General features: G+C 59.8%; 21 protein-coding genes and 3 tRNA genes. All 24 read right to left on the bottom strand.

Annotated elements, in window-relative coordinates:
- Nucleotide 1: 1 nt before the first annotated feature.
- The 24 genes from ftsX to E8K79_RS06745 all read right to left on the bottom strand — a co-directional run bounded on the left by ftsX (nucleotide 2) and on the right by E8K79_RS06745 (nucleotide 21574).
- On the bottom strand, nucleotides 2-949 hold the full coding sequence (gene ftsX, locus E8K79_RS06860) for a permease-like cell division protein FtsX (protein WP_136514097.1): 948 nt from the start codon (nucleotides 947-949) through the stop codon (nucleotides 2-4).
- Nucleotides 936-1607, bottom strand: a complete 672-nt coding sequence (gene ftsE, locus E8K79_RS06855; protein ID WP_136514096.1) for a cell division ATP-binding protein FtsE — start codon at nucleotides 1605-1607, stop codon at nucleotides 936-938. Before ftsE ends, ftsX begins: the two co-directional genes overlap by 14 nt.
- Nucleotides 1608-1625: 18 nt before the next feature.
- Nucleotides 1626-2039 carry a type II secretion system protein gene (locus E8K79_RS06850; RefSeq protein ID WP_136514095.1) on the bottom strand — a complete coding sequence of 138 codons (414 nt, stop codon included), beginning with the start codon at nucleotides 2037-2039 and terminating at the stop codon, nucleotides 1626-1628.
- A 4-nt stretch (nucleotides 2040-2043) separates the two neighbouring features.
- Nucleotides 2044-2535, bottom strand: coding sequence for a type II secretion system protein (locus E8K79_RS06845; protein ID WP_136514094.1), 492 nt, complete (start codon nucleotides 2533-2535; stop codon nucleotides 2044-2046).
- 19 nt (nucleotides 2536-2554) lie between these two features.
- On the bottom strand, nucleotides 2555-5137 hold the full coding sequence (locus E8K79_RS06840; protein ID WP_136514093.1) for a cohesin domain-containing protein: 2583 nt from the start codon (nucleotides 5135-5137) through the stop codon (nucleotides 2555-2557).
- Nucleotides 5138-5159: 22 nt separating this feature from the next.
- On the bottom strand, nucleotides 5160-5798 hold the full coding sequence (locus E8K79_RS06835; RefSeq protein ID WP_136514092.1) for a type II secretion system protein PulP: 639 nt from the start codon (nucleotides 5796-5798) through the stop codon (nucleotides 5160-5162).
- Nucleotides 5795-6349, bottom strand: a complete 555-nt coding sequence (gene pilO / locus E8K79_RS06830) for a type 4a pilus biogenesis protein PilO (protein WP_136514091.1) — start codon at nucleotides 6347-6349, stop codon at nucleotides 5795-5797. The genes E8K79_RS06835 and pilO overlap by 4 nt, the downstream gene beginning before the upstream one ends.
- Nucleotides 6346-6912, bottom strand: a complete 567-nt coding sequence (locus tag E8K79_RS06825) for a PilN domain-containing protein (protein ID WP_136514090.1) — start codon at nucleotides 6910-6912, stop codon at nucleotides 6346-6348. Before E8K79_RS06825 ends, pilO begins: the two co-directional genes overlap by 4 nt.
- A gap of 1 nt (nucleotide 6913) precedes the next feature.
- Nucleotides 6914-7822: a type IV pilus biogenesis protein PilM gene (gene pilM / locus E8K79_RS06820; protein ID WP_246043755.1), complete on the bottom strand. Its 909-nt coding sequence runs from the start codon at nucleotides 7820-7822 to the stop codon at nucleotides 6914-6916.
- A gap of 15 nt (nucleotides 7823-7837) precedes the next feature.
- Nucleotides 7838-9559, bottom strand: a complete 1722-nt coding sequence (locus E8K79_RS06815) for a GspE/PulE family protein (protein ID WP_136514088.1) — start codon at nucleotides 9557-9559, stop codon at nucleotides 7838-7840.
- A 7-nt stretch (nucleotides 9560-9566) separates the two neighbouring features.
- On the bottom strand, nucleotides 9567-10772 hold the full coding sequence (locus tag E8K79_RS06810; RefSeq protein WP_136514087.1) for a type II secretion system F family protein: 1206 nt from the start codon (nucleotides 10770-10772) through the stop codon (nucleotides 9567-9569).
- A 73-nt stretch (nucleotides 10773-10845) separates the two neighbouring features.
- The gene (locus E8K79_RS06805) at nucleotides 10846-11031 is read right to left on the bottom strand and encodes a hypothetical protein (protein WP_136514086.1); all 186 of its coding nucleotides are present in this window, start codon (nucleotides 11029-11031) and stop codon (nucleotides 10846-10848) included.
- The gene (locus tag E8K79_RS06800) at nucleotides 11031-11771 is read right to left on the bottom strand and encodes a polyprenol monophosphomannose synthase (protein ID WP_136514085.1); all 741 of its coding nucleotides are present in this window, start codon (nucleotides 11769-11771) and stop codon (nucleotides 11031-11033) included. The genes E8K79_RS06805 and E8K79_RS06800 overlap by 1 nt, the downstream gene beginning before the upstream one ends.
- Before the next feature lie 212 nt (nucleotides 11772-11983).
- Nucleotides 11984-12060 (bottom strand) — tRNA-Asp (locus E8K79_RS06795).
- Nucleotides 12061-12157: 97 nt separating this feature from the next.
- Nucleotides 12158-12233 (bottom strand) — tRNA-Val (locus tag E8K79_RS06790).
- 11 nt (nucleotides 12234-12244) lie between these two features.
- Nucleotides 12245-12321, bottom strand: a tRNA-Asp gene (locus E8K79_RS06785).
- A gap of 28 nt (nucleotides 12322-12349) precedes the next feature.
- On the bottom strand, nucleotides 12350-12625 hold the full coding sequence (locus E8K79_RS06780) for an HU family DNA-binding protein (protein ID WP_129127480.1): 276 nt from the start codon (nucleotides 12623-12625) through the stop codon (nucleotides 12350-12352).
- Between the two features lie 86 nt (nucleotides 12626-12711).
- Nucleotides 12712-15135 carry an endopeptidase La gene (lon, locus tag E8K79_RS06775; protein ID WP_136514084.1) on the bottom strand — a complete coding sequence of 808 codons (2424 nt, stop codon included), beginning with the start codon at nucleotides 15133-15135 and terminating at the stop codon, nucleotides 12712-12714.
- Between the two features lie 22 nt (nucleotides 15136-15157).
- A complete protein-coding gene (gene clpX / locus E8K79_RS06770; protein WP_129127478.1) occupies nucleotides 15158-16411 on the bottom strand; it encodes an ATP-dependent Clp protease ATP-binding subunit ClpX in 1254 nt (417 codons plus the stop codon).
- Nucleotides 16408-17007 (bottom strand): ATP-dependent Clp endopeptidase proteolytic subunit ClpP, encoded by a 600-nt coding sequence (clpP, locus tag E8K79_RS06765; protein ID WP_129127477.1) that lies wholly within the window; start codon nucleotides 17005-17007, stop codon nucleotides 16408-16410. Before clpP ends, clpX begins: the two co-directional genes overlap by 4 nt.
- Before the next feature lie 8 nt (nucleotides 17008-17015).
- Nucleotides 17016-18332: a trigger factor gene (tig, locus tag E8K79_RS06760; protein ID WP_136514083.1), complete on the bottom strand. Its 1317-nt coding sequence runs from the start codon at nucleotides 18330-18332 to the stop codon at nucleotides 17016-17018.
- Nucleotides 18333-18653: 321 nt separating this feature from the next.
- Complete coding sequence (gene cydB / locus E8K79_RS06755) at nucleotides 18654-19682, bottom strand: cytochrome d ubiquinol oxidase subunit II (protein ID WP_136514082.1); 1029 nt, start codon at nucleotides 19680-19682, stop codon at nucleotides 18654-18656.
- A gap of 10 nt (nucleotides 19683-19692) precedes the next feature.
- Complete coding sequence (locus tag E8K79_RS06750; RefSeq protein ID WP_136514081.1) at nucleotides 19693-21036, bottom strand: cytochrome ubiquinol oxidase subunit I; 1344 nt, start codon at nucleotides 21034-21036, stop codon at nucleotides 19693-19695.
- A gap of 121 nt (nucleotides 21037-21157) precedes the next feature.
- Nucleotides 21158-21574 (bottom strand): RrF2 family transcriptional regulator, encoded by a 417-nt coding sequence (locus E8K79_RS06745; protein ID WP_135872286.1) that lies wholly within the window; start codon nucleotides 21572-21574, stop codon nucleotides 21158-21160.
- Between the last annotated feature and the right edge of the window lie 112 nt (nucleotides 21575-21686).

Here is a 21686-nt window from a genome sequence, read left to right as displayed (position 1 = left end):
GCTAGACGTTGATGAACCTTTTGAGCGAGGTGGCGCTTCCTATAAAGCCGAGCAGGATCCCGCCGGCGACGACGCCGGCCAGGTGCGTGGCGGGGAGGAAGGAGAGTCCGGCCGAGGCCGGGTTGATGCCGAGGAAATCGCCGGCGTTCTTCAGGAACGTGTAGTAGCACGCAAGCAGCGCCAAAAGCGAAATCACCGCGCCGGCAGCCCCCTGCAGTACCCCCTCGATCAGGAAGGGAGCCTTGATGAAGAAGCGGGTCGCTCCCACGAGGCCCAAAAGCTCCAGTTCTTCCTTTCTCGCGTAGATGGTGAGCTTTATCGTGTTGGAGACGATGAAGAGCACGGTGATGGTCAAGAAGGCGCCGAGTAGCCCACCCATGAGCCGGAAGAGGTTCATGAAGGAGTTGAAGCGCTGCACCCACTCCTCGCCGTACTGCACCTCGCTGATCCCCTGGATCTGCTTCAGCTTCCTGACGTAGGCGGCGACTGATTCATTGTCGCGGTGCTCCCGGTCGAGACGGATCTCAAACGATGCCGGAAGCACCTCCTGGGTAATCCCCTCGAGGAGCGACTCCTGCCCCTTCAAGCGGCTTCGGAGTCGCTTTTCCGCCTCCGCCTGGCTCACAAAAATCACCTTCGCAGTGCCGGGGAGGGCCTGCACCCTACCCTTTAGTGCTGCCACCGCAAGCGGCGCGGGTTCCTGATCGAAGTACGCGGTGACCTGCACCTTGTCGCTCCACCCCTGCGCCATCCCGTCTAGGTTCACGTACACCAGGAGAAAGAGCGAGGCGATGAGGAGCGCTAGGGCAATGGTCCCGACAGTCACAGCGCTTACGAAGACGTTTTGCCTAAGGTTCGCTACGGCACGGCTGAAAAAGTAGGAAAGCCTGCCGAAGAAACCTTCCTGTTCGAGCTTCGGGCGCACCGCCCCCTTGTTAGCCTTGGACATTGGGCACCTCCACGATCCGCCCCTTGTCCAACCGGATCACCGTGCGATGGGAGTTCTCTATGACGCGCCGGTCGTGGGTCGCCACGACCACCGTGGTGCCACGATTGTTGGCCTCTTTGAAGATCTGAAGGATCGCTTCCTTGTTCTCGTCATCAAGGTTCCCGGTTGGCTCGTCAGCCACGAGGATCTTCGGGTCGTTCACCAGGGCGCGCGCGAGTGCCACGCGCTGCTGCTCGCCCCCGGAGAGCCTGAGCGGCGTTGCGTTCACCTTGTCCTCGAGCCCCATGCGCTTGAGGATGTGGAACACCTTCTTGCCGATGTCACGCTTGCCCCACCCGAGCACCTCGAGCGTGATTGCAACGTTCTCGAGTACGGTGCGGTTTGGAAGGAGCTTGTAGTCCTGGAAGACCACCCCAATGGAGCGGCGTAGCTGTGGGATCTGAGAGCGCGAGAGCCTGGTCAGGTTGACCCCGTCGATGAGCACCTGCCCCCGCGTGGGGATGAGGTCGGCGTAGACGAGCTTCAAAAGCGTCGATTTACCGGCCCCGGACTGCCCGGTCAAAAAAACAAAATCCCCTTTGGGGATTTTGAGGTTGATATCGGCCAGCGCGCTCGATTCCGGCTGGTACGACATGAAAACGTTGTGCATCTGTATCATCGTCTGCAAGCCTCTTCGCTACCACTCGTTGTACGGTTTCCCGTCGCTGCCGATCAGCGGGGAGCCGCTGTGCACCTCGTACACCCCTCCCGTCGCCGCACCATCGGTGGTCTCGGACGTGGTGGGCGGACTCACCACCCAGGTATCGTTCGACTTGGTGAAAGGGTCCTTAGGAATCTCCCGCAGGTACTTGTTCTTGTTGTCCACCAGCTCCTGTAGCGAGTCCGGGTACTTCCCCTGGTCGGCGTAGTACTGGTCGATAGTGGTGCGGAAGTTATAGAGATCCTCCCTGAGCACCGCCTCCCGCGCCTTTATGATGCCCCACTGGTAGTTCGGAGCCGCGATCGCCGCAAGGATGCCGACGATGGTCACCACAATCATCAGCTCTATGAGCGTGAAGCCACGCGTTGTCTTTAGTATCCTCTTCAACATGAGGTCACCAGTCCTTGTAATTCGTGCCGTCTATCGCGATCCCGTCGCTTTTGGAGTACACATTGAAGACATCTTCTTTCCCCCACGTGCTGTCCGGTTCGTCTTTATAGGAGCGAAGCCCCCAACCGGTATCGCCATCACCGTCACCTTTGAAGAAGGGATCCTTAGGGATGCGACGCAGAAACTTTTTCTTTTCTTTTATCAGACCACCGAAGTCGTCCCCTTGGACGAGCAGATCAAGTGTCTCCGGATACCCACTCTTGTTGAGCACCTGTCCGGTCTTCTGATCGGACTGCACCTTGTCGTAGTTCTTCTTGTACTCATCGATGGCGGTCCTGATCTCGCGCAGATTCCTCCTTAGCTCGACCTCTTTCGTCCTCTTTGAGGCAAGCTGGGCCGATGGTATGATCAGCGAGCCGAGGACAGTCAGGATGACCATGGTCACCACCAGCTCGATCAGGCTAAGCCCTCGATTTTCTCCCAGGATTTTCCGCATGATGACAAGCCCTACGGGGCTACTTTACCTCCACTACTGACTTAAACGGCGTGACAGAGATCGCCGCTCCCCCCTGGCCGGTGAAGCTCGTATTGGAGAAGGAAACGGCCGTACTTCCGTTTCCTATCGCCTTGAAGGTCAACAGGGCTACCACACCGTTAGCAGGAGTACCTTCCCCCTTTGTGCCGGAAATCCAGACCTCGCCCTTCTTTTTGTCAGCGTAGGACTGGAAAGTGGCAGGTTTGTCAGTCTGCTGTAACAGCGCTCCAGGGGACTGCGCGACTGGTTCCAGCACCTTCGGATCGTAGTTCACAACGAACACGGCTCTATCAAGCCCCGGCACATCCGCTACGGTAACCTGCGCGGTAAACTGCTCGTTCAGTTTAACGGAAGCAGGCAAAGTGAAGGCCAGCAGCGCCTTGGCCAGAGGGGCGGCCGCTACAGGGGCGGCAGTCGTCTTTTGAGCCGCCGGTGCTGCAGGAGCGACCGGTGCAGGAGCCGGAGCAGCCGGCGCAGCGGGGGGAGTCACCGCAGGCGCTTCGGGAGCCAGGTTCACGGGTTGGAGCAGCTCAGGGTTGTCCTCTGGATTCGGCTCATCGAAAGGGACCTGGGCAGGGACTGGTGCCGGGGGCGGCGTGGAAGCCGCACCCGGTGCGGGAACGGGTTTGGTCACCGGGGCCGGTTTGGTCACCGGGGCCGGTTTGGTCACCGGGGCAGGTTTGGCCGCCGGAGCTGGAGCCGTGGTGTCCTGCGGTACGAACTCCGGTTCGATAAAGGACTGGTACGGTTTGTTGGTGGAAGGATCGTCCTCGCGGCCGGACCAGAATGCAGCCACATCGGTGTCCGGCACCGATACGCCACGCACGATGCGCGGTGTGATCGCCAGGAGCAGTTCGTTTTTGTCGTTCGACTTGTCGGTATTCGAGAAGAGCGATCCGAGAATCGGGATGTCTCCCAGCAGGAAGACCTTGTCCTTGCTGTCGGTCTTGCTCTTCTGGATCAGACCGCCGATGATGCTGGTCTCGCCGTCTTTCAACGACAGCACCGTGTCGAGGTTTCTCGTACCGATGGTGACCACGGTGGTCGCCTGGTCGGTACCGACGGTATCACGCTGCAGGATCGAGCTGACCTCCAGGCCCAGCTTGATGGCGACCTCGTTGTTCAACTGGATGGTCGGCTCGGCGTTCACCTTGACGCCGACGTCCACGTATTGGACGTTGACGCTGGTGCCGGTGGAGGTGGAGGACGTGGTGGTAATCGGTACCCGGGTCCCCACGTTGAACTTCGCCTTCTCCCGGTTCTTCACCCTGATCTTCGGGTTGGAGAGGGTCTCTCCGTTGGCCATGGTCTTGCCGAAATTGAAGGTGGCGTTAGGGATAGTGATGTAGCCGTTGTAGCCGCTCACCCGGAACAGGTTTAGCAGGCTGCTCGTATCCGCGACGGTGGTAGTGGTCCCGGTGGTGGCGGAAGTGGTCGCCGTGGTGCTCAACGTGTCGGAGAAGAACTTGCCGCTCGGGGTGGTGACTCCCATCGAGGTCCCGTAGCGCGAAAGGAGCATCCCGAAGGTCTCAGAGTCCTTCTTGGAAAGCTCGAACACCTCAACCTCGAGCAGCACCTCGGCGTCGGGGACGTCGTTCGCCTCCAGGATCTTGCGTGCCACCTCGATCACCTCCGGGGTGTCGCGGATCACCAGGGCGTTGGCCTCCTCGTTCACGTAGATCTTTTTCACCTGGAGCATGGTGCGCACGAGGTTGACCGCCTTTTTGGCGTCAAGCTTGTTCAGGTAGAAGGTCTGCAGGAAGAGCTCCTCGTACTGCTTCTGCTTGTCCGGGGTCTTCGGATAAATGATGATGGTGCTTTCGTTCAGCACCTTCTTTTCCAGCTTCTGCAAACCGGTCAGAAGCTCCATAGCCTGCTGAAAACTCCCGTTTTCCAGGTGCAGCGAAACGTTCACGTCCTTTACACCATCGTCAAAGACGAAGTTGATCCCGGAGAGTTGGGTCAGGATGGAGAAGATATCCTTTAGCTTCGCATCCTTGAACTTCAAGGTAATCGGTTTGGTTGACTTGAGGTTCAGGTCGAAACCGTCCAGCTTGCTTTTCTTGGTGGCAAGGATCCGGTCCAGTCCCTCCTTAGCCGGTGCATTCTCGGGGTCGAACTGCAGCACGTGCCTGAAGGAGATCATGGCGTCGCGCAACTTGTGTTCCTTCTCGAAGTCCAGCGCCTCCTGCAGATAGGTCTGGGCATTTCTGAGCTTCAGCGCATGCTCAGCACGCAGCTTCGCCTCCACGTAGCCGGGGTCCATGGCAAAAGCGCTCTGGAATTCGCGCACGGCCTCGTCGTAGTTCTTCTTATCGAAGAAGGTCTCCCCTTTCTTGAAGTGGACCCTGGCTGCGGCCGCGGTCACTGAGAGGAGCTTGACCCGGTACTCGCCGTTATCCGGGTTGGCGGAGGCGACCTCGGCGTACTTTACCAGCGCGGCGTCCAAGTTTCCTTCGCGCTCGAGCTGTTCGGCCTTGCTGAAAGCGGTGCGTCCCGCGGCACAGCCGGAGAGAGCCACGGTAACCAGCATAAGGGTTGAGATCGATCTTAGTCTATGCATGCAGTTGCTCCTTGAGGCCTGGTTACTTGCGGCGCGTGCTGAGCGACCTGTTCTCTACCAGCGGTATCACCATCTGACGGTCTGAATCGACCGATTTTATCGTGATGGCATCTTCGGTCAGGTCGGCGACCCGGAATCTGGAGCCAACCTGCCCCCCCTTCTTGACCACAAAGATCTCCCCTCCCTTGGAAAGAAACACGGTGCGTTCCCCTCCTTTCTTGAGGAAACCAAGAAAGATGATCTTCCCGAGCTCGGCCTCGTCCAGTTGGGCCTGGGTCGGTGGTGGTGGTGGCGGTGGCGGCGGAGCCGGCGCGGCGACCGATGGCGGTGGCGGTGGCAGTTTATGGGGCGGCGGCGGTGGCGGCGGGAGTTTGAGCGTCCCGGGCTTTTCCTCTTCTTTAAAAAGCGGTGCGAAGATGTTACGCCGATAGCCGCCGGCCACAGCACTGTTTTCCTGCAACAGGTCCAGACGCACCCCACCGGCAGGCACGACCGCTGTTTTCTGTGCACTCGGGTCCTTGCGTATCACGGTCACCTTGGCCCCGGGCCGATTCTTGAGGACTTGGGCCTCTTGCTGCCGCGGAGAACGGATGAAAGCGTAGGCCACGGCTACCACCAGGGCTATCAGCAGAAGGAAAAGCGCAAGTTTCTGGCGGTTCATGCCCCCTCCGTAAGCAGATAGACCGTAGTCTGGAGCTTCAGGTCGACCTTCTCCTGGGTAGTTTTCTGGTTCCCAATCGAGATAGTGTCCACTGTCACCATCTCCGGAAAGCGCGCCATGTCGGCGAGGAAATTTTTGACCGCTCCGTACTTACCGCTCACCTGGAACGAGACGGTATACGGCAGCACCTGCGTCCCCTTGATCAATTGTCCCGGTTTGTAGGAGATACCCTGCAGGGAGAGGGCGTTTCGGCTTGCGGTTTCGTAGATCCTGCCGAGCACCGCCGCAAAGTCTCGCTTGGGTATGAGGAGCTTGCGGAACTGCTCCAGGTCGCGCATACCGCGCTGGTATCTTGCGGCGTCGGCCTCGGTCTCCCCCCGGGCGAGGGCGTCACGTCTGGCAAACCACTCCTGCTGGCGCGCGGCAAGCTGCGGCCCTTGGTAGGTAGTGAGGTACATCTCGATTCCCACGGCGATCAGCAGTAAAAACGCCAGAAAGATGAACGCTTTGCGCCGTGCGGCTATCATGTCGAGTATCGTCTGGAAGTTCATCGGTAGCTGACCTTGCAGGAAACAGAAAAGCTGTACCCGTGCTGTGTGTTTCCCACCTTGACATCATTCTGGTTCAAAAGAAGCACGTCGGAAAAGCCTGGGGTCCGCTCCATGGTTTCCAGCAGTGTGCGGATGTTTGCGAAGCTGAGGGCGAGGCCGGTGATCTTGATTCCCTGCGGCCCCTTCTTCTCCTTGCCTCCCACGCCAGCTTGCGAGGAGGGGTCGACCTGGGTGACCATAACCCCTGCCGGTACCACCTGCTCCAGCTTGTCTAAAAGTCCTACCCAATTTGTGGTCTTGCGATCGATGAGTGTGTTGGCGAAGACGATTTTTGCATCGAGCTCGTTAATCTGCGCCGCCGGGATCGGGGGGGCGCCCGCCGGTCCGCGGTTCGCCGCCGTCATCTGTCCCTTGATCCTGTTGATCTCCGCCTGGTTGGTGGCGACCTCACGCACTAGGTAGATGAGCAGCAGCGCAACGACCACGAAACAGACCGCCAGCACCGCGTTCAGTTGGCGCAGATTGACGTAGCGCCTGGTGGCGAGGTTGATGGTGAGTTTCATGTCAAAGGCTCCTAAGCGCGGCGCCGAGTGCGCCAGCCAGCGCGTGCATGCCCGGGCGGTCGAGCCCCAGGGTCGCCCCCTGGCGCACCGTGCGCTCCAGGTCGAGCAGTACCGGTTCCATGCCGCTCGCTTCCGCGACGAGTGCGCGGAAGGACTCGGCATCCCCCGGGGACGCCATACAGAACACTTCGCTCACCGCCTGTCCGGGGAGCTGGTCCCCGTAAACCAGGAAAGAGCTGTTCACCTCGCGGAACAGATGCTGCACCTCCCCGGCCGCGTCTTTGCTGCGGTAGAAGTTCAGCACTCCGCCGTTGAAGATCAGCACCGTCATGGTCCCCTGGTAGTAGGAAACGAAGGCGCCGTCCTCGGCGAGGTCCAGGCGCGGAGTGAAGAGGCGATAAAGGTTGAAGGAGGTGAAGTCGACAAGCTTGGGCTCGAGTCCCGCTTCGACGAGCAGCTCCTCGTACTGGGTCACCACCGTGCGCGAGATCAGGGATACCAGGAGCGAAACTGCGCCGTTTTCCTTCTCCTCCAGGATCTGGTAGTCAAGCTGCACCGACCCGATGTCGAAGGGGAGGCTCTTTTTGAGCTTCCAGCGGATCACGTCCAGCCCCTCCTCACGGCTCCTGAAGCGCGCCTCAAGTTCGAGGAGCACCACGCGGCCGACGGCGTCGGGGAGCGAGACGTTCACGGCGCGCTCCCTGGTGAGCAGGCGCAGGTGTGCCTCTTTCAACTGGGCCACGAACCCCTTGGCGTCGGTAATATTGGGCTCGCGGCGGGACAGGGTCAGCATCCCCGGCGCAAACGGCAGGGAGAGCCCCGCCTCCACGAGGGGAAGTTTTCCACCGCTCGCAAGAGCGAAGCTGAACCCGGCGGGGGAGAGCTCGAGCCCGAGACTTTTGCTGGACATTAGCATATCAAGCACCTACTCCACAAAGGTGACACGGTTGATCTCTTTAAGGGTCGTCTCCCCGGCCAGCACCTTCGCCACCGCGGATTCCCTCAGGAACATGGTCCCGGCCGCCTTGGCGGCCTTTTTCAGTGCGGCGGCCGGCGCCTTCGAGATGATCAGCTCACGGATCTCGTCGTTTAAGTCCAGCAGCTCCACGATGGCGGAACGTCCACGGTATCCGGTTCCGTTGCACTCGTCGCACCCACGCGCCTCGTAGAGAGTAAGGCCACGGGTGCGCTCAGGGTCGATGGCCGACTCGCGCAGTTCCTCGTCGGTGTGCACCACGGCCTTTTTGCACGCCGGGCAGATTTTCCTCACTAGGCGCTGTGCCATGACACAGTTCAGACAGGCGACGAAGTTGTAGGGGTCGATACCCATGTGGGTGAAGCGCCCGATCACGTCGAAGACGTTGTTCGCGTGCACCGTGGTGAACACGAGGTGACCCGTGAGGGCGGACTGCACCGCGATCTGGGCCGTTTCCGAGTCACGGATCTCGCCGACCATGATCTTGTCCGGGTCATGGCGCAAAACGGAACGCAGGCCGCGGGCGAAGGTGAGCCCTTTCTTCTCGTTCACCGGGATCTGCGTGATGCCAGAGAGGACATATTCGACAGGGTCCTCGATGGTGATGATCTTTTCAAGGCCAGTATGGATCTCGGTGAGCGCGCCGTAGAGGGTGGTGGTCTTGCCGCTGCCGGTAGGGCCGGTAACGAGCACCATGCCGTATGGCTCCTTAATCATCTTCCTGAAGCGTTTGATCTCGTGGGAGGCCATGCCGAGGGTCTCGAGGGTAAGTCCCCGGAGGTCGCTTGCGATGCTTTCCTTGTCGAGGATACGGATAACGGCATCCTCGCCGAAGGCGCTCGGCATGATGGAGACACGGAAGTCGATCGACTTGGCGCCAATCCGCACCTTGAACCGGCCGTCCTGCGGGATGCGTCGCTCCGAGATGTCAAGTTCACTCATAACCTTGAGCCTGGAGATGAGCGGTCCCTGGAAGTGGTTGTCGATCGGGTCGGTTGCCTTGTAGAGCACGCCGTCAATGCGGTACTTGATGATCACCCCTTCTTGGGCGGTCTCGATATGGATGTCGGAGGCGCGCCGGGTGAGCGCATCGAGGATGGTGGAGTTGACGAGTTTGATGATGGGGCTTGTGTCGGCCGAGACGTTCTCGACGGAGAGGATCTCCTCCCCCTTGTCGGTCTCGGTGACGAGCTGGAGCATGAAGTCTTCGGAGACTTCCTTCAGAACGCGACTCGTCCCCTCGCCCCGTTTCAGGAGGTAGGTGATCTCGGAGTCCGCGGCGACCCGGAAGGTCAAGGGGCGCTCCAGAAGTAGCGCCATCTCGTCCAGCTGCAGCACCGCGGTCGGATCGGAGATGGCGACGACCATGAGATCGCCCTGCATCTCCAGGGGGACGAAGTGGTAGCGGAACATCACCTCGGGGGCAACTACGTTGAAGAGTGACTCGTCGGGGCGGACCCCCTTGAGATCGACGAACTCGAGGCCGAACTGCTCGGCCAGTGCCTGCCCGAGGACCGCGTCGCTGATGAGGCCGTCGGCAAGGCATATAGCCCCCAGACGCTCCTTGGTGGACTGCTGCTTGTCCAGAGCGTACGCCAACTGGTCCTTGGTCAGGTCTCCCCGCTCCATGAGGATGTCACCGAGTCTCTGTCTCTTGAACGGCTTCAGCATGGTCCCTCTAGCCTACGGTACTGGCGATCTTGAAGATCGGCAGATACATGGTGATGATGATGGTACCTATGACGACGCCCATGACGATCATGATGGCGGGCTCGATGGCGGTGGTCAAAACATGGAGGTTTCGCTCGATCTCATCCTCGAAGTAGTCCGCGATGTCGCCCAGCATCTCCTCGAGCGCACCGGTGGTCTCGCCGACCGAAAGCATGCGCAACGCAAGCGGTGGGAGTAGCTTCATGTTCTCCAGGGCCGTTGAAAGCTTGCTCCCCTCCTCGACTCGGTGCACCGCCATCAGCAGGCCGCGTTCCAGCACCTTGTTGTTCAGGGTGCCGACTGACATCCGCATCGCCTCGATCACCGGGATCCCGGAACCGAGCACGGTGGCAAGGGTCCTCGTGAACCCCGCCAGTGCATACCGGATGGCGATGGTGCCGACGAAGGGAGTCTTGATCTTTATCGTGTCCACGCGGTAGCGTCCGGCCTCGGTCTCCTTCCAGCGCCTGAAGAGTACTACGCCGACCGCAACCATGGCGATAAATACCGGCAGATAGTGGCGCAGCGCCTTGGTCGAGTTGATTAGCATCTGCGTCGGCACAGGTAGGGCGCTGCCCGAGTCGGCGTAGATCTGGCTGAAGGTCGGAACCACGTAAACGAGCAACAAGGCGATGGCGATCACAGCGACGGAGATCAGGATAGCCGGATAGAAAAGCGAGCTTATGATCTTCGAGCGAAATCCCTCTGTTCTCTTCAGGAAAGCTATGTAGCGCCGGATGGTCTGTGGCAGATCACCAGTCCGTTCGCCGGCACGGATCGAAGCGATGTATAGCTGCGGGAATATCCTCGGGTATTTCTCCAGCGCCGCGGAGAGCGCGAGTCCACCCTTGATGTCCTCACGCACAGCACCAAGGATCTCGTTCAGCTTTCCGGTACCCGACTCGAGGATGGTATCGAGCGCCTGTATGATGGGAAGTCCCGCCTTGAGCAGCACCAAAAACTCCTGGTTGAAGAGCAGGAGTTCCTTGTTGCCGATCTTCCTGCGACCGATCCCGGACTCAAGCAGGAACTGGAACGGTTTCTTGCGTACCTCGAATACGACGTACCCCTGCTCCTCCAGACTCTGCCTTAGCAAGCCGGTGTTGACCGAATCGAACTCCTTAACCAGAATCCTGCCGTCAGAGGAGCCTAATTTGCAGGTATATACGGGCATAAGCCAATACCACTACCACAATTAAGAGAGAATTAAAACAGTAAAACAGGGAGTGATTCCGTCTACAACGACGTCACGCCTGGGTCATACCGAAGATCCAAATCACGAAACAGACGAGCCCAGCCCCACCCCACTGCAGCGCTGAGCGCCCATCGAAACGGTCCCGAGCCGGGAACGCACGGAGAATCAGTAGGATGGTGCAGAAGATACCGCCCCAAAGCCCCGCTAGGCAGAGCGCAGACCAAAACGACGAGGACATTACCCCCTCCCCCCTGGCAGCAGTTTGCGCAGTAACGTGCCGAGTTTCAGTTTCCATACCATAACCACCGCCTCGCGCACGATGCGCTTGGACATCTTCGACGTTCCGGCGTGCCGGTCAATGAAGATGATAGGAATCTCGCTGATAAGAAAACCCTTTTCCTTGCAGCGGTAGTTCATCTCGATCTGAAACGAGTAGCCGTCGGAACGTATGCTAGAGAGATCGATCGCCCTTAGCGTATCGGCCCGGAAACATTTAAAACCGCTCGTGCAGTCGGAGATGGTGAGCCCGGTTATGACCCGGGTGTAGACACTGGCGAAGTAGCTCAGCATGAGGCGGCGCAGCGGCCAGTTTACCACGCTCACGCCGTTCAGATAGCGCGAACCGATGACCAAGTCGGCCTGCCGGGCCTCTTCGAAGAAATACGGGATCATGGCGGGGTCGTGGGAGAAATCGGCGTCCATCTGCACCACGAGGTCGGCACCCATGTCGAGAGCCCGGGCGAACCCCTCGCGGTAGGCGGAGCCAAGCCCCAGCTTGCCGCTTCGATGCATCACCGAAACCCGTCCGGTCTCGGCCCCAAGCCGGTCAGCCAACTGACCGGTTCCGTCCGGGGAGTTGTCATCCACCACCAGGAGCTCGACGGCCGGGTCGAGCGCGAGGATCTCCCGCACCAGCTTTTCTAGGTTGTCTCTTTCGTTGTAGGTGGGGATTACCACGATGGGCTTGATGGGTTTCAAGGGGGGGGTCGCCTTTTGTTCGCAATAAATACGCTAAGACCGCAATATCATGGCCGGTTCACCGGCAAATACACCCGAAACAAGAGATTCGCAGAGGATAAACGATTTAGCGTTGCCAAGTCAAGCTAAAGGGAAAGCAGAGACCGGGTGTCGCAGCCGGTGACCAGAACGAAAAAAGGAAAGGCCGCCTTGCATGGCGGCCTTTCCTCGTATGGCGGGGTTGACGGGGCTCGAACCCGCGACTTCCAGCGTGACAGGCTGGCACTCTAACCAACTGAGCTACAACCCCAACTCTAAAACCAAGTTGAGAAACGGTTCTACGTTCTACGTTGATGCTAAGCACTAAAACTTAGAACTTAGAACCTATAACGTAGAACTTGTTTTTATGGTGGGTGAAGAGGGGATCGAACCCCCGACATCCAGCTTGTAAGGCTGGCGCTCTCCCAGCTGAGCTATTCACCCATTATTTTGTATGGCGGGGTTGACGGGGCTCGAACCCGCGACTTCCAGCGTGACAGGCTGGCACTCTAACCAACTGAGCTACAACCCCGCATCCTTCAGGTTCCCGAAGGAACCGCTTAACCGTTAACCAGGGCCTTCAGGGTGTTGCCGGCCTTGAACTTCGGAGCGGAGGAAGCAGGAATTTCAATCTGCTTGCCGGTCTGCGGGTTCTTACCGGTACGTGCGGCGCGCTCGGCGACGCTGAAGGTGCCGAAGCCTACCAGGGTGACCTTGTCTCCACCAGCGAGGCAGTCGGTCAGGGCATCGAGGATACCGCTGAGAGCCTTGTCCGCATCAACCTTGGTCAACTGTGCTTCTTCGGCAATGGCGCTTACCAACTCAGCCTTATTCATTAGTTCCTCCTAGAGATGCATCGCAAAGTGAAGCCACCTTATATCAGAGCCCGCTTCGGACTGTCAACCTTTTTTCTAATTTTTTTTCAGTGGGGTATCACTGGAGCCTCGCCAGCTCCCTGGGCCTGATCCCCATACAGGGTTGCTGCAGGAAGCCCTACTGCGGCAAGCAGGGCGTGTCCCAACACCTCGTCCATGTGTGCCACCGGGTGTACGGTGAGCCCGGAGAGGATCTCTTTGGGAACCTCAGCCAGATCCTTCTCGTTCTCCTTCGGGATGAGGACGGTCTTGATACCGCCGCGCCCGGCGGCGAGGAGCTTTTCCTTGAGCCCGCCGATGGGAAGTACGGTGCCGCGCAGGGTCACCTCGCCGGTCATGGCGATATCACGGCGCACCGGCCTCCTGGTGAGGGCCGAGGTGAGCGCACACGCCATGGCGATCCCGGCCGAGGGGCCGTCCTTCGGTATGGCACCTTCCGGGACGTGGATGTGGATGTCGAGGTGCTGATAGAAGTCTTTGGGAAAACCGAGGAGTTCACCTCTTGAGCGGACATAGGTCATCGCAGCCTGAGCCGATTCCTGCATCACCTCGCCAAGCTTTCCGGTTACGGTCAGCTTACCCTTCCCTGGGAGGGCGACCACCTCTATGTTGAGGAGTTCGCCGCCGACCTCGGTCCAGGCGAGGCCGGTCACGAGCCCCACCGCATCCTCCTGCCCCACCTCACCGTACTTGTAGCGCGGGGGGCCAAGGTAGGTTGCGACCTGCTTGGGCTGCACGGAGCGGCGTGGTTTGCCCCCTTCGGCGATGGAGAAGGCGATCTTGCGGCAGACGGCGCCGATCTCGCGCTCGAGGTTTCTGACGCCGGCCTCGCGGGTGTAGCGCCGGATCAGCTCCAGAAGCGCCGCATCGGTGAAGGCGACCCCCTTGCCGGCAAGCCCGTTCCCCTCGGCCTGTTTGGGGATCAGGTACTGCCTCGCGATGGCGAGCTTTTCGTGCTCGGTGTAGCCGTCCAGCCGCACCACCTCCATACGATCCAGAAGCGGCCTCGGGATGGTATGGCTCGAGTTGGCCGTGGTGATGAACATCACTTTCGAGAGGTCGTAGTCGAGGTCTAGGAAGTGGTCGTTGAAGCAGGCATTCTGCTCGGGGTCGAGCACCTCGAGAAGCGCCGAGGCGGGATCGCCGCGGAAGTCCGAGCTCATCTTGTCGATCTCGTCCAGGAGAAACACTGGGTTTGAGGAGCCGCACTTCTTGAGCGACTGGATGATCCTCCCCGGCATCGCCCCGACGTAGGTGCGCCGGTGTCCGCGGATCTCCGCCTCGTCGCGCACCCCGCCAAGCGAGATCTTGACGAAATCGCGACCGGTCGCCTTGGCCACCGAGCGCGCGAGCGATGTCTTGCCGACGCCGGGAGGCCCCACGAGGCAGAGGATCGGCCCTTTCATCCCCGGGGCGAGCGCGTTGACGGCGAGGTACTCGAGGATCCTCACCTTCACCTTCTCGAGGCCGTAGTGATCCGTCTCAAGGCAGGCACGCGCCGCCGGGATGTCGCGTCTCTCCTCGGCGAACTTACCCCAGGGGAGCGCGAGGAGCCAGTCTACGTAGTTGCGCACCACGGCCGCCTCGGCGGACATGGGGGACATGAACTTAAGCTTCCGGATCTCGCTTTGTACCTTCTGCTTCGCCTCGGCGGAAAGAGGGAGTTTACCCGCCTTCGCCTCGAGGTTTCTCAACTCCTGCTTGAACTCGTCCTTCCCACCCAGTTCCTTCTGGATGGCCCGGATCTGCTCGTTCAGGTAGTAATCCTTCTGGGTCTTCTCCATCTGCTTCTTGACCCTGGCGTGGATCTTCTTCTCGATCTGCAGGATCTCGATCTCCGCCCCCATGAGCGAGAGGAGCCGCTCCATGCGCCGCGCCGGCTGCACCGCGGCCAGGAGTTCTTGCTTCTGGGCCACTTTGAGGTTCAGGTGCGGAGCGATGGTGTCGGCGAGGCGGGAGGGGTCGGTGATCCCCTGCACCGACTGGAGGATCTCGGAGGGAACCGAGCCGTTCAGCCCGACGTAGTTCTCGAAGGAAGCGAGCACGCCGCGCTTGAGCGCTTCCGCCTCGGTCACGTTGTCCGGCTTCTCGACGAGCGACTCAACGTCGACCTCGAAATAGTCGGCCCGGTCGCTGAAGGAAACGATGGAGCCGCGCCGCTTACCCTCCACGAGCACCTTCACGGTGCCGTCGGGAAGCTTCAGGAGCTGGATCACCTGGCACAGCGTCCCCACCGTATAGATGTCACCCGGCTCGGGATCCTCGGTGCGGGCGTTTTTCTGCGTAGCCAAAAGGATCAGCTTGTCGTTTTGAGCCATGGCTGCTTCGAGGGCGAGCACCGACTTCTCGCGCCCCACGAAGAGGGGGATCACCATGTGGGGAAAGATGACGATGTCCCGTAAAGGAAAGAGAGGGAATCTTTCCGGATTCCCTCTCTTCTTTCTGCGTCTGGTGCTGGTTTCTTCGGTCATATTGTCCTGTTAGGCGGTCCTGTTAGGCGCTTTCCGCCACGTTCTCGTAGACGATGATCGGTTTTTCCTTGTTGTAGATCACCTCTTCGCTGATGACCACCTCCTTCACCATACTCTGGGACGGGATCTCGTACATGATGTCGAGCATGGCGTTCTCCAGGATGGAGCGGAGGCCGCGGGCGCCGGTCTTTCTCTTGAGCGCTTCGCGGGCGATGGCAATCATGGAGCCGTCGGTGAACTTGAGCTTAACGTGCTCCATCTCGAACAGCTTCTGGTACTGCTTAATCAGCGCGTTTTTCGGTTCCTTGAGGATCTGCACCATCGCTTCCTCGTCCAGCTCGGAAAGTGAGGCGAGCATGGGGAGACGCCCGACGAACTCGGGGATGAAGCCGAACTTCAGGAGGTCCTCCGGGGTGACACCGGCCAGAAGCTCGCCCGCCTTCTTCTCCACCTTCTTCTTCACGTCCGCGCCGAAGCCGAGCGTCTTCACGCCGATCCTCTGCTGGATGACGCTGTCGAGCCCGGGGAAGGCGCCGCCGCAGATGAAGAGGATGTTAGTCGTGTCGACCTTCAAGAACTCCTGCTGCGGGTGCTTGCGTCCCCCTTTGGGAGGCACGCTGGCGACGGTCCCTTCGATGATCTTCAAAAGCGCCTGCTGCACTCCCTCGCCCGACACGTCGCGGGTGATGGAGGGAGAGTCGGACTTCCTGGCGATCTTGTCGATCTCGTCGATGTATATGATCCCCTTCTGCGCCTTTTCGACGTCGTAGTCGGCGGCCTGCAGCAGGGTGAGGATGATGTTCTCGACGTCCTCGCCCACGTAGCCCGCTTCGGTCAGGTTGGTCGCGTCCGCCATGGCGAAGGGGACCTTGAGGATGCGGGCCAGGGTCTGGGCGAGCAGGGTCTTGCCCGAGCCGGTGGGGCCCAGAAGCAGGATGTTGCTCTTCTGCATCTCGACGTCCCCCGCTTTCACGGGCGCCTCGACGCGTTTGTAGTGGTTGTACACCGCGACGGCAAGGACCTTCTTGGCGCGTTCCTGGCCGATGACGTACTCGTCCAGAACCTCCTTGATCTCCTGCGGTTTGGGAAGCTTCCTCACGTCGGGACCCGTTGCGTCTTCAAGCTTGGACTCCTCCGCGATGATGTCGTTGCAAAGCTCGATGCATTCGTCGCAGATGTAGACCGTCGGCCCCGCAATAAGCTTCTTCACCTCTTCCTGGCTCTTCCCGCAAAAGGAACAGATCAGCGTATCGGAACGGTCATCTCTTCTGCTCAATTGGCACCTCCGGTGACTACGTTTCTGGTCACGATGGCATCTATAATACCATAGGCCTTCGCCTCTTCGCCCGACATGAAATAGTCGCGCTCAGTGTCGGCGGCCACCTTCTCGACGCTCTGACCGGTGTGCTCGGCCAGAAGCTCGTTCAGTTGGTCCTTCATGCGCAGGATTTCCTTGGCGTGGATATGGATGTCCGTCGCCTGCCCCTGGAACCCGCCCAGCGGCTGGTGGATCATGATGCGCGAGTTGGCGAGCGAGAAGCGTTTACCCTTCTCACCGCCGGAAAGCAGGAACGCCCCCATGGAGGCCGCCTGCCCAATGCAGATGGTTGACACCGGTGCCTTGATGTAGCGCATGGTGTCGTAGATCGCCATCCCGGCGGTGACCACACCGCCGGGAGAGTTGATGTACAGGTGGATATCCTTGTCCGGATCCTCGGCCTCAAGGAAGAGGAGCTGGGCAATCACCAGGTTGGCGACGTTATCGTCGATGCCGCCCCCAAGAAAGATGATCCTGTCCTTCAGAAGGCGCGAATAGATGTCATACGACCTCTCGCCCCTTCCCGTCTGCTCCACTACTATCGGTACCAGCATGGAATCTCCTATTTGTTTTCGGCGATTTCCGCCTTGGGAACCTCGGTCACCTTGGCGCGTTCGATGATGAACTGCACCGCCTTGTCTTCCCGCATCTGGGCCATGAGGCTCTCCTTGGCCCTTTCGTTGGTCTTGTAGAGCTGCTGCACCTTCTCGATCGGCTGGCCGCTCTGTGCCGAGATCTGCTCGAGCTGAGCCTCGAACTCCTCCTCGGTCACCTGAACCCCTTCCTTGTCGGCGACGGCTTCGACGATGAGGGAGCCTTTCACCTGATCCTTGGCCACACCGCGGAACTGGGCTTTGTAGGTATCGTCGGTCATCCCCATCATCTCCAGGGACATCCGCTGGGAGGCGAGGCGCTGCTTGGTGTTATCCAGCATCATCTGCACCTGGCGATCCACCATGGCCTCGGGAACCTCAAGGTCGTTCTTCTGGACCAGAGCCCTGAAGACGCGCTCGCGCAGGTCGCCGGCGATGCGTGCCTCTTCCTGGCTCTGGTTGATCTCGGCCAGTTTCGCCTTCAAAAGGTCCAGGGTCTCGAACTCCTCACCGAACTCCTTGGCGAACTCGTCGTTCAGTTCGGGCAGTTCCTTGCTCTTGATCTCCTTGACGACGATCTCGAACTGAGCCGGCTTGCCAGCGAGCTCGGCTGAACCGTACCCCTCGGGGAAGGTAACCGTGATGGTGGTAGCCGCACCGGCGGTCAGGCCGACCATCTGCTCCTCGAAGCCCGGGATGAAACGGCCGGAGCCGAGCTCCAGTTGGAAGTCCTCAGCGGCCCCGCCTTCGAACGGAACGCCGTCCATGGACCCCTTGAAGTCGAAGGTCACGAAGTCGCCGAGCTTGGCGGCATGCCCTTCCGGGGCGGGCGCCAGCTGGGCCATGCGCTCCTGCATCTCCTTGAGACGGGCGTCGACCACGGCGGCATCGAGTTCGAGCTTCTCTTTCTGCACCTCGAGGTCGAGATACTCCTTGAGCTCGACCTTCGGGAATACTTCCACGGTAGCGGAGTACTTGAACGCTTCACCTTTCTTGAGGGGCTCGTTCTCAATCACCGGATAGGCGACCGCTTCGATCCCATGCTCGGCCACCGCCTTGAAGTAGGTGTCGCTGATGAGGTTTTTCACGACGTCCTCGGCCATCTTCTCGCCGTAATGCTTCTCTATCAGGCCCATCGGGACCTTGCCCTTGCGGAACCCTTTGATGGCGGCATGCTTCCTTATTTCGGCATAAGCCTTGTCGACTTCAGCAGAAACTTTGTCCGCCGGAATTTCGAAGTTCAGCTTCTTCTTGATGCTGTTGACCGATTCAACGTTGATCTGCATGAAAAGTCCTCTCTTTGTTCACTTTATATGGGCAGCCTTTCTGCCGTAACGCCTCGTGCATGGTTGTCTGGGGGGAGTTGTGGGACGGGTTCTGTCGGGGCATCCGCTAGAAAAGCTGCCTCCCCGGAAGGGGTATGGGCACCGGAGCTGTTCGCTTAGGGGCACGACAAGAGGGTAAAGTAGCAAAGGGGACGGGAACTTGTCAATATAGAAATGGTTTCGCTTTAATCGCTTAGCGGCAACGGCTTGCACCCCGATCACATCCCCAAAAAAGGCGGAAGCCGCCCCCCTTTGCGTGGGGGGCGGCCATGAAGGAGCGTACTAGTAGGCCTCGTGATCGGCGGCGACCGCCTCGGCGGTGACCCGTTCCCTGAAGAGCCGGTATACCCAGATCTTGTACAGGATGACGATCGGCACGAAGATGAAGGCGACCGTGGTCATGATCTTCAGCGTGTACTCGGAGGAGGAGCTGTTGTAGATGGTAAGACTGTAAAGCGCATCCAGGCTCGACGGGATGAGGTTCGGGAAGAGCCCGATCACGCCGGTGCCGACCACGCCCAGGATCGTGACGCAGGAGGCGGCGAAGGCGGCAAGCGCGTTGCCGGCGCCAAGGAACATGCGTACCCCGACCAGCGCACCCACCGCGAGCAGCGGCACGACGAGGAAGACCGGCGCCTTGAGGTAGTTGTCGTACAGCTTGGTGGCGAAGTTCGTGTAGCCAAGGAACAGGACCGCGATGAGCAAAAGCGGCACCCACAAGGTCTTCGCGAGGTTTTCGGCACGACGGCTCAGATCCCCGGTACTCTTCACCGCGACATAGAGGGCGCCGTGCTCGACGAAGAGCATCACGAAGAGAAGCCCGCTCACGATACCGTAGGGGTTCAGCAGGGCCAACAGCGAGCCATGGTAGCCGGCCTTGTCCATCGGAAGGCCGGAGAAGATGTTGCCGAAAGCAACGCCGAAAAGAAGCGCCGGTATGAAGCTGGAAATAACGATGGCCCAGTCCCAGCACCCCCTCCAGGCGGCCCCGTCTTCCTTGCTGCGAAACTCGAAGGAGACCCCGCGCACGATGAGCGCGAAGAGCAGGAGCAGTAGCGGCGTGTACAGGTAGCTGAACATGAGGGCGTAGGTGGTCGGAAACGCCGCGAAGGTGGCGCCGCCCGCCGTGATCAGCCAGACCTCGTTACCGTCCCACACCGGGCCGAAGCTGTTGATGATGACGCGGCGGTCGCTGTCGTTTTTACCGAGGACGCGGTGCAGCATTCCGGCGCCGAGCACGAAACCGTCGAGCATGAAGTAAACGGACCAAAGGACACCCCAAAGCACAAACCATACGATATGCAGATCCATTATTTTCCCCCTAGTTTCCGAAAGCGCCGGTGGCGCGAACATGAGTTTCTTCAGGCCCTTTGCGGGCGAACTTGACCAGCAGGTATATGTCCACGAAGCCCAGCAGGCCGTAGAGGAGCGTGAATCCCGCCAGCGACCCAACCACCTGCGACATCTCGAGCGACTTGGAGACCGCGTCGGAGGTCTTCATCAGCCCGTAGACGATCCAGGGCTGCCTCCCGAGCTCGGAGACGATCCAGCCGAGTTGGTTCGCTATGTACGGAAGCGGGATGACCAGGACCAGCAGCTTCAGGAACAGGGGGTACTTCTCGAGGAGGCCGTTTTTAGCGAGGAAGAACGCGGCGGCAGCGACCACGATGAAGAAGGTGCCGAGCCCCACCATAAGGCGGAAGCTCAGAAAGACCGGGAGGACAGGCGGGCGCTCGTCCTTAGGGAAGGAGGTGATGCCGCGGATCTCCGCGTTCGTGTCGTGGAAAGCGAGGAAGCTCAAAAGCCCCGGGACCGGCAGCGCGGAGACGAGGTTGCACTCGTTCTTAGCGTCCGGGAAGGCGATCAGGTGCATGGGAGCGTTGTTACATGTGTTCCACACCGCCTCCATGGCGGCGAATTTGGCCGGCTGGGTTTTCGCGACGTCGGCAGCATGGAAGTCGCCGATGACCGCCACCATGATGGTGGCGAAGAGGGCAAAACCGGCGGCCATGGTGAAGGATGCCTTGAAGAACTCGCGGTTGCGTGCCTTGAGCAGGTGGTAGGCGGAGATGCCGATGACGAAGAAAGCGGCAACGGTGTAGCCGGAGACGATCTGGTGCCCGAACTTCAACAGGCCGAAGGGGTTGGTGATGAGAGCGAGAAAATCCACCATCTCGGCGCGGCCGTTCCTGAGCACGTACCCTACCGGGTGCTGCATCCAGCCGTTGGCGAGCAGGATCCAGAGGCCGGAAAGATTCGTGGCAATCGCGACCATCCAGATCGAGAAGGCATGGAACCTCCTGCTGACCTTGTTCCAACCGAAAGCCCACACGCCGATGAAGACCGACTCCATGAAGAACGCCACGGTGGCCTCGATGGCCAAGGGCGCCCCGAAGATATCCCCCACGTAGCGGGAGTATTCGGCCCAGTTCATGCCGAACTGGAACTCCAGGGTGATGCCGGTCACCACGCCCAACGCGAAGTTGATCAGGAACAGCTTGCCCCAGAACTTGGCCATCCTCTTGTACATCTCATTGCCGCTCAAGACATAGCGGGTCTCGATCATAGCCACGAAGACCGAGAGACCGAGAGTCAGCGGGACGAAGATGAAGTGGAACATGCTGGTGACGGCAAACTGCAGCCTGCTCAGGGTTAGTACATCCATTTTTTCGCTCCTTTGATTAAATTGAAACTTTTGGCCCGTGGGGCCGGTTCAGCCGTTGTTGATATTAATGCTCACAAAAGACAAACAGGACCTTCTTTATCCTAATTGTTTACAAAAAAATTTAACCTTTGCAGTCAGGGCTGCGGGCGAGGGTATCGATGGTCACCGCGTCCAGAATGGAAACAACCTCGGTCTGTACCTGTTTCCAGACGGCGTGTACGCGGCAGGGGCCGCCGCGGTCACAGGCGCTGCCCAGAAGGCAGCGGTTGGGCAGGATCGGCCCCTCAACCGCCTCGACCACCTCACGCAGGGTGATGGTGGACGCGGGACGGGCCAGGACAAAGCCCCCCCCGGTACCGCGTGAAGAGGAGACCAGACCAAGCTTCGCGAAGCTCTGGAATATCTTGGCCAGGAAAGTCTGCGGGACTTCCGCGGCGGCGGCGATCTCGCTGATAAGCGAAACCCGGCCCGGCGGCTGCTGGGCCAGATAGATGATGCCGCGGATTGCGTATTCTCCCTTTCGGGTTAGTTCCATCATAAAAAACACCTTTAGGACCAATTTGATCCCTTTTATAACGGACCGGCCAGGAGCTGTCAAGCCCAAAATCAGCAAGAAAAAAGGGGGGCCGCTTATGCGGTCCCCCTTCGCT

The sequence above is a fragment of the Geomonas edaphica genome, assembly GCF_004917075.1.
In the GTDB taxonomy this organism is placed as follows: Bacteria; Desulfobacterota; Desulfuromonadia; order Geobacterales; family Geobacteraceae; genus Geomonas; species Geomonas edaphica.
The sequence above is the reverse complement of the archived record's forward strand: the minus strand, read 5'-3'. Positions and strand labels throughout refer to the sequence as shown.